This window comes from Nostoc flagelliforme FACHB-838, from assembly GCF_014698065.1.
GTDB classification, from domain to species: Bacteria; Cyanobacteriota; Cyanobacteriia; order Cyanobacteriales; family Nostocaceae; genus Nostoc; species Nostoc flagelliforme_B.
Genome location: NZ_JACJSI010000313.1, coordinates 1 through 6917, shown reverse-complemented (window position 1 = coordinate 6917; position 6917 = coordinate 1). Strand labels below are relative to the sequence as shown.

Annotated in this window: 7 protein-coding genes; 3 read left to right on the top strand and 4 right to left on the bottom strand. The window is 42.3% G+C overall.

The window, feature by feature from the left end:
• Nucleotides 1–287: 287 nt before the first annotated feature.
• Together fcmB and H6G97_RS42010 are read right to left on the bottom strand one after the other, a co-directional pair.
• Complete coding sequence (gene fcmB, locus H6G97_RS42015) at nucleotides 288–1376, bottom strand: filament morphology actin-like protein FcmB (protein ID WP_338421961.1); 1089 nt, start codon at nucleotides 1374–1376, stop codon at nucleotides 288–290.
• A 457-nt stretch (nucleotides 1377–1833) separates the two neighbouring features.
• Nucleotides 1834–2844: a hypothetical protein gene (locus tag H6G97_RS42010; RefSeq protein ID WP_190946485.1), complete on the bottom strand. Its 1011-nt coding sequence runs from the start codon at nucleotides 2842–2844 to the stop codon at nucleotides 1834–1836.
• Nucleotides 2845–3050: 206 nt separating this feature from the next.
• Here H6G97_RS42010 and H6G97_RS42005 point away from each other — a divergent pair, with 206 nt between their 5' ends.
• Nucleotides 3051–3440, top strand: a complete 390-nt coding sequence (locus H6G97_RS42005; protein WP_190946484.1) for a hypothetical protein — start codon at nucleotides 3051–3053, stop codon at nucleotides 3438–3440.
• A 176-nt stretch (nucleotides 3441–3616) separates the two neighbouring features.
• On the opposite strand, the gene H6G97_RS42000 is transcribed toward H6G97_RS42005, so the two are convergent.
• Entirely contained in the window at nucleotides 3617–4213 is a 597-nt protein-coding gene (locus H6G97_RS42000) for a pentapeptide repeat-containing protein (protein WP_422394268.1), read from the bottom strand.
• Nucleotides 4214–4236: 23 nt separating this feature from the next.
• Here H6G97_RS42000 and H6G97_RS41995 point away from each other — a divergent pair, with 23 nt between their 5' ends.
• The gene (locus H6G97_RS41995; protein ID WP_190946483.1) at nucleotides 4237–4734 is read left to right on the top strand and encodes a YraN family protein; all 498 of its coding nucleotides are present in this window, start codon (nucleotides 4237–4239) and stop codon (nucleotides 4732–4734) included.
• Nucleotides 4735–4805: 71 nt separating this feature from the next.
• Here H6G97_RS41995 and H6G97_RS41990 read toward each other — a convergent pair whose 3' ends face one another.
• Nucleotides 4806–5195, bottom strand: coding sequence for a hypothetical protein (locus H6G97_RS41990; protein WP_190946482.1), 390 nt, complete (start codon nucleotides 5193–5195; stop codon nucleotides 4806–4808).
• A 273-nt stretch (nucleotides 5196–5468) separates the two neighbouring features.
• Here H6G97_RS41990 and queA point away from each other — a divergent pair, with 273 nt between their 5' ends.
• Nucleotides 5469–6659 (top strand): tRNA preQ1(34) S-adenosylmethionine ribosyltransferase-isomerase QueA, encoded by a 1191-nt coding sequence (queA, locus tag H6G97_RS41985; protein WP_199350048.1) that lies wholly within the window; start codon nucleotides 5469–5471, stop codon nucleotides 6657–6659.
• Nucleotides 6660–6917 lie beyond the last annotated feature (258 nt).

Here is a 6917-nt window from a genome sequence, read left to right as displayed (position 1 = left end):
CTGGAGCCAGAAATACCCTTAAACGGCTGCCCATATCTCTATTACCTTGGTAGACACATTATACGTATTTACTTATCTTTACACAGTTTGGTTTTTCCACCTCGTTCTACTTAAGCAATTCTTGTCCTGCATTAAAGTTTTTCCCTTGCTTAGGAGTAATACACTCTTTATAAGGTTTATCTTTAACATCATGAGAAAGTTGAATTTTCATTTTTTTACTGGGATATTAAATAAATCTTTACAGCTACCAAAAATTATCTTTGCTTTGGGATAAATTCAAAGTAACATCAGTTTTTTGACCTAACACGGCGATCAATGGCGCGTAATTGCGCCTCACCATAAATATACTGCCCCAAAGCATTAGCTTGCCTAGCAGGTGCCGCTAAATGGACATAAATCTTTGCTTCCTTGAGTAGACGTTGAACGTCATCCCAGAAGAATTCACCGCTACCACCAGTAATAATTACATCAGTTACACGCTCTGGCAACCAGGCTAGAACACGGCTACAGATTTCACGAGAAAACATCTCCGTGAGGTTGGGAAGAAAATCGTCTAAGTTAGTAGATTTGGTTGCGCTTTTAGGACGGTAGTAGCGTTCACCTCTGGGTTTGTTAACAGCAGAAATCAGTGCCAACGATTGACTATCAGCACCGTCTATTTCCGCAGCCACCAATTCATAAAACTTGTTCATACCAAAGTCTTCACTCTTAGAAAGATATTTAATAAATCGGAAATTATCTACCATCAAAAGATCGACGGTTTGATGTCCAATATCGACGATCGCCACCGATGTTTTTGTAAAATTGGGACTGTCAGGACTTTTCTTTGGTTGAGCTTCAGACCACAACAGGCTGCCATAGCCCTCTGGCATTACCCATACCTTACTGACGTTCAGCGACACAGATTCGCCTCGGAAGTTCAACACATGAGGCCCGCCTACTTGACTAATCAAGTATGCTTTTTCGTTTTCAAATTGCTCTAAGGAAAGAAAAGGCAGACCCAGTACAACTGAGATATCGTCTCTGAGTTTGAAGTAGCTAGCACTTGCTAACACTTTTACCAGTGCAGCCTCTACCTTAGATTGTCCGATTCCTAGATTCGCTCCAAAATCTGCTGCCAGTTGACCAACAGCATATCCATTGCCTTGATATTCCAGCCACAAATTCATTAATGGATCAATAGCACGAACTTCAAAAACGCCCCCACGTACTTGTTCTATAGACATTTGCTTAATATTGGCAGGTACGAACACCACATTGTTTGGTTCACGAGTCACACAACTTTTTGTGGAAGTTCTGCCTAAATCAACACTGAGAATAGTTTTACTGCCAACATCGTTGGGTTTGACAGTGTTGATTTGTTTAGTGGCTGCTATTGTTGTTAAAAGACGTGCATAGTAGTCATTAGGAACAATAATTAACTCCTCTTTTAATTGGTAGAGAACTTGGTTAGTTTGTTCCACTGCTGCTTGAAACCTGTTTAAAGCATCTGTTGTAGGTTCTCTATCAATCTCCCACATTAAGGAAATGAGATTTTGTTGCAGTCGTACTGCTAAACGCAAACAGTCTTTTTCTACTTCATCTAATGCGTGTTGGCGAGTTAAATCATTAATTTGCCTCTTGCTCTGATCAGCAAATTCATAATATTTCTTCTCTAAATTGGCGTATTTGTCTGTTAATTCATTTGCAACTTGTCTGTGATGCTTGCCTGCTTGTCTGTCCTTTTCTCCAGCACCATGGGCAGTAAAAGCACCTGCAACAGCACCAACTGCCGCCCCTAAAGCACCAAACAGAAGAGGAATTATAAAAATCATACAATTTTTGACTAATTCTCTAAGAATGAGGAGGAAGGTAAAGAAGTTCAGAATCAGGCAGGAACTTACTATCAGTTGATGCTAGTCCTAAAGACTGAGCAATAGCTACTGATTCACGTAACCGTTCTATAGCCCCTTCTATTCCCGGTGCAATTGGACGATTTGTAATTTCTTGATTAATTACTTGCGCTTGGGCCAAAAACTCTAGATTTTTCTGGTGTTCATAAATTAGTTCATTTTCAATTGCTTGTAATCTTTCTAATTCTTGTTGAGTTAAAGATTCATAATAGATTTTCACCGTTTGTTTATGGTCATTGAGGATTTTGAAAAACTCGTGAACCATACCCGCAGTTCCAGCAACAGCTAAAACTGGTGCGGCTACGGTTAAAGCGATCGCAATTGGTGGACAAGCTGCTGCTACTGTTGTGGTTACAAACGCTGTCACGCCCCCAACTGTGCCACCTTTTACAGTATCTTTCAGTGTTTCTATAGCGGCTTCTTGTGCAGAAATTTCACCCCGAACTACACGCAGCCCGTTGGTTAGTAACGAAAATGGTGCTGTCGTCACTACACCAATTACTGCTCCCAGGGGCGCGGCTTTAACACCTGCTTTGACTGCACCTGTTAGGTTGTCAAAATGCCATTTAGCATCTAGTCTCATTTGCTCCTGCGAAGTCATGGGTTTATCGCCACGGGCTAAATTATCTTTGGCGTTTTCCCACTTGATATTTTTGGGATCATTTGAGCCGCCTTTGCTATGCGGTTTGATATGACTAGCGTGCTTATCTGATAGGTATTTTTGGGTATTAACATCAGTAGATTTGCCATCAATCCCTGCTCTTTGAGATGGAGGGATTTTATCTAACATTTCTTGGGCTTGCACTCTGGTTCTGATTGGATCACCAGGTTGAATCCCACCTTTATATAATCTACGGGCTGCACTTAAGGATAAATCCTGTAATTGGGCATGTTGAACATTAATGTTGGCAGCAGCGTTAAAAGCGGAATTACGCTTTTGGTCGTCAGACATGGGTAAACCAATCTAGTGTGATGTATCAGCTTATTTTCTTATAGTTCCCATTTGAATACAGATGCGATCGCCCCACTGCCAAACCTTAGGAAGTAGTATAACACCTTGCTCCGTCTCGATTTCAGTACTTCTACCCTGCTAGAACCGCTTTGATTGCGGATAAAAATATATGAAATCTTATATTTTTAAAGCGTATGTATTTTAAGATGAGCGGCATGGTAGGAGCGATCGCTATTTTATTAAGTAGTGGTAGTGCGTTCACCGGAGGTGTTGGCGCAGCCATCGCTCAAGATACAGAAAGATATATTACTGTGGGGCACGATAAATTAGGAAACAGCATAGCTCTAGACACGAAAACTATTAAGGGCACGACATACAAGCTTTACGGAATGTACGGAGATGGCATCTTCGAGACTACCTTTGATGCCTCTTGCACAGAATCGCGGATTTTTCGCAATCGCATTGCGATTTACGGGCCAGAAGGACAGCTACTTGAAGAGGATAAGGAAAAAGGAGAAATACCTTTTGTAGCAAGTTCTTCACCAGGCAAAGGAATGAAAATTGTTTGTCAAAAGATTGGTGCCCGTGGTTGGTAAATGCTCAATATTTTGAGGAGCAGGGGAAACAGCACTTCTCTAGGAGACGCTCTTGCTAGCTAGCTTCCCCAAAGGGTTACAACTACGCTCAGTGACCGGAAGCAGAGGGAGCAGTGGGAAATAAAAAGGATGGAAAATAAATACTAACCAATGCCCCATACCCAGGTAGAAAAATACTAAGGACAAAACAACGTGTCACGCGTATCTCGTCCTGTAATGGGATTAGTCCCTTTGGCAAGTTTGCACAATTTTTTTTGCTCATCGGGACGCAACAGCGTATCGGTAAAATCTGCCCCGTCAATGATTGCACCATCAAATCTAGCGTTAGCAGCAAAAGCACCCTCCAACAGTGCATTTGTCAAATTTGCTCTGACTAAACGAGCCGAGTCTAAAGTGGCATTTCTCAAGTCAGAACCCTCTAAATTCGCAGACTCTAAATTTGCTGCAAAAAAACTGACACCGTTCAAATTAGCGTGACTGAAGTTGCTCTGGCGAAGATTAGCTTTGGTAAAGCTAGAGTCTGTTAAATCGCGTCCTGAGAAATCAGCTTCAACCAAAATTTCCTTATTATATTCAAGTGCCAAAGCTGTTGGAGCAAAACCGACTGTTGCAGTGATGGCAATTATTCCCCACAGGAATAAGCTGAGTATGCTTGTCCAAGTAAGATGCTTTAGTTTATACTTTAAGCCAAATTTTATTGGGGATAAGTCGAGTATAGAACCCGCTGTGCGTAGGTGTAGACCGCCGCAGGCATCGCTTAACCTAGAATTCACAGAATTCATCATATTTTTAGTTAATGGCTAACTTTCCTCCATCTCATTATCCAGATATTGGTCATTTAGGAGAAGACCTAGTAGCCCAATGGTTGCAAGCTACAGGTTGGATAATTCTCCATCGTCGCTTTTCTTGTCGCTGGGGAGAAATCGATATTATTGCTGAATATGATAGAGGAGCAATAGGAGAACTCAGCACTCAGCACTCAATGTTGGCATTTGTTGAAGTCAAAACCCGCAGTTCAGGTAGTTGGGATGCAGGGGGAAGAAGCGCAATCACCCCACAAAAGCAAGCAAAAATCTGTCGTACAGCTGGAATATTCTTAGCCCAGTACCCTGAGAAGGCAGATTATTCTTGTCGATTTGATGTTGCTATTGTCTACTGCCAAAGGGTATTAAAAAATCTGACTGGGGTTACAGCTAATCAGGAAGCTCTAGCTACTTCATCACTACCCGGATATAAGTTGAAGCTGCAAGAATATATCCCCGCAGCTTTCGACTCTTCAATTGATAATGGTTAATCGGTAATGGATAGAAATATCTTCATTACCAATGACCAATAATTTTCTAGTGGCGTTACAAGCAAATAATGTTACGCCAAAGTTTCTGGGCAGTAACCTAAACCCCGGACAAACTGTTGCCGGAACGCTTCAATTTCGTCTCTCTCTGGGCTACCATGAGACACGATCGCTACTTGATAACGACGCATCACATCCACTGGGCATTGTCCGGCTTCCAAACTCCAAAGTGCCATTTGCACCCTCATTGGCGGTTCGTAGCTAATTCCTAATTCATTAAGAAAAGCCCGAAAGTCGCCATCTTCTTGGGGCAAGACTTGACCTTTGAGTTTGATCCTAACCACCCAGCCATCAATTTGATGAATTACGGTGACGAACGAAACTGGTGTCTGGGGTCTAGCGTGGAGGTGTTGAACGACCCTCAGGGTTAGACTGGCATTTGCCAGATAGTACAAGTATTCCATGTTTGTTGGTGCTTGGGATCAAAGCCAATCCTACATATCTATATTCGTCAATAAGTGCCTGTTCCCGGTAGGGTAAAAGCCCCCGTTTTTGGATGGGGAGGTTTACCCAATTTTTATGTTAATTTTTCCGTGTTACTTAATAGTAACAATCTTATAGCCTAGCGGCAAAACTAAGCGAAGATGCCTTAAAGTTCCTTTAGAAGGGAAAGCTCAACCCGGCTTTTTTAGGAGAGTATAAATACTAAAATAAAGCAAAAACTAGTAGAAGCCAATTTGAAAGATACATCTCGTCCACAAACAAAAGATTTTGAATTAGATTGCTCGGTAGCTGGCTATGACTACGAACTACCTCCAGAACTGATTGCCCAAAACCCAGCAGTTCCTAGAGATAGCTCACGGTTACTGGTAATTAATTCTCTTAATACAGGCACAGAAACAGCACCCCTACACCACATTTTCCATGATTTGCCTGCACTGCTACGTTCTGGTGATTTGCTGGTTATGAACAATACAAGAGTCATACCAGCGCGGCTTTATGGTCATAAATCCACTGGTGCGAAAATTCAGGTGTTGCTGTTGGAAGAACGGCAGCATAATTGTTGGTTAGCTTTAGTTAAGCCAGGAAAAAGCTTCAAACAGGGAGCGAAGATTGTTTTTGAAGCAAGGCAATTAGGAATTAAGGATTGTAAAGATTCTTCCCTAGTGCCCAGTATCCAGTCCCCAGTCTCTAGTACCCAACTCACGGCTACGGTTTTAGAAACAGACGCAGCAACAGGTGGGCGTTTGTTGCAATTTGATGTGCCAGAGGGAAAGTCTTTAGTGCAACTGTTAGAGGTATTTGGTGAAGTACCTTTACCACCGTACATTACTGCCTCAGAAGCTGCTGATGAGCAATATCAAACAGTTTATGCCAAACAGCCAGGAGCGATCGCAGCGCCGACGGCAGGATTACACTTTACCCCAGAATTATTACAAAAGTTGGGCGATCGCAATATCAATCAAGCTTTTGTAACGCTACACGTTGGTGTCGGCACATTTCGCCCTGTGGAAGTGGAGGATGTAACTACCCATCAAATGCATGAAGAATGGATTGAAGTCCCCGCCGCTACAGTAGAGCAAATCCGCGCCACGAAAGCTGCCGGTGGTCGGGTTATTGCTGTGGGAACAACGGTAGTAAGGGCTTTAGAAGGGGCGGCTCAATCTGGAAACTTACAACCATTTTGCGGTAAAACAGATTTGTTTATTTATCCCGGCTATCAATGGCAGGTGGTGGATGGTTTGATTACTAATTTTCACCTACCGCGTTCTAGTTTGTTGATGTTGGTAAGTGCGCTAATTGGCAGACAACGGTTATTCAATATATACAACGAAGCGATCGCTTCAGGCTATCGTTTCTATTCCTTTGGTGATGCCATGCTAATTTTGCCTTCATCTGTGGCAGTGGAGAGCGGGGAACGCTATTAATCTAGGTATTAAAAGTGGAAAATTTGGAATTTTTTCTTTCGTGGTGGGTACTCTGACCTATGAGGAGTTAAAAATAAGTACAGGTCTGCTATTCATGTCTGAAAAATACCTATAGCAAGCGCCAAGGCGGTTAGGACAAACAGTATAATTAGTGAGTAAAGTAAAACTAGATACAGATGAAGCGTTCAGCTCAAGGAAAGCTCATGCCAAAACCTTACAGTTACGACTTACGCCAGAAGGTAATTCAGGCAATAGAGT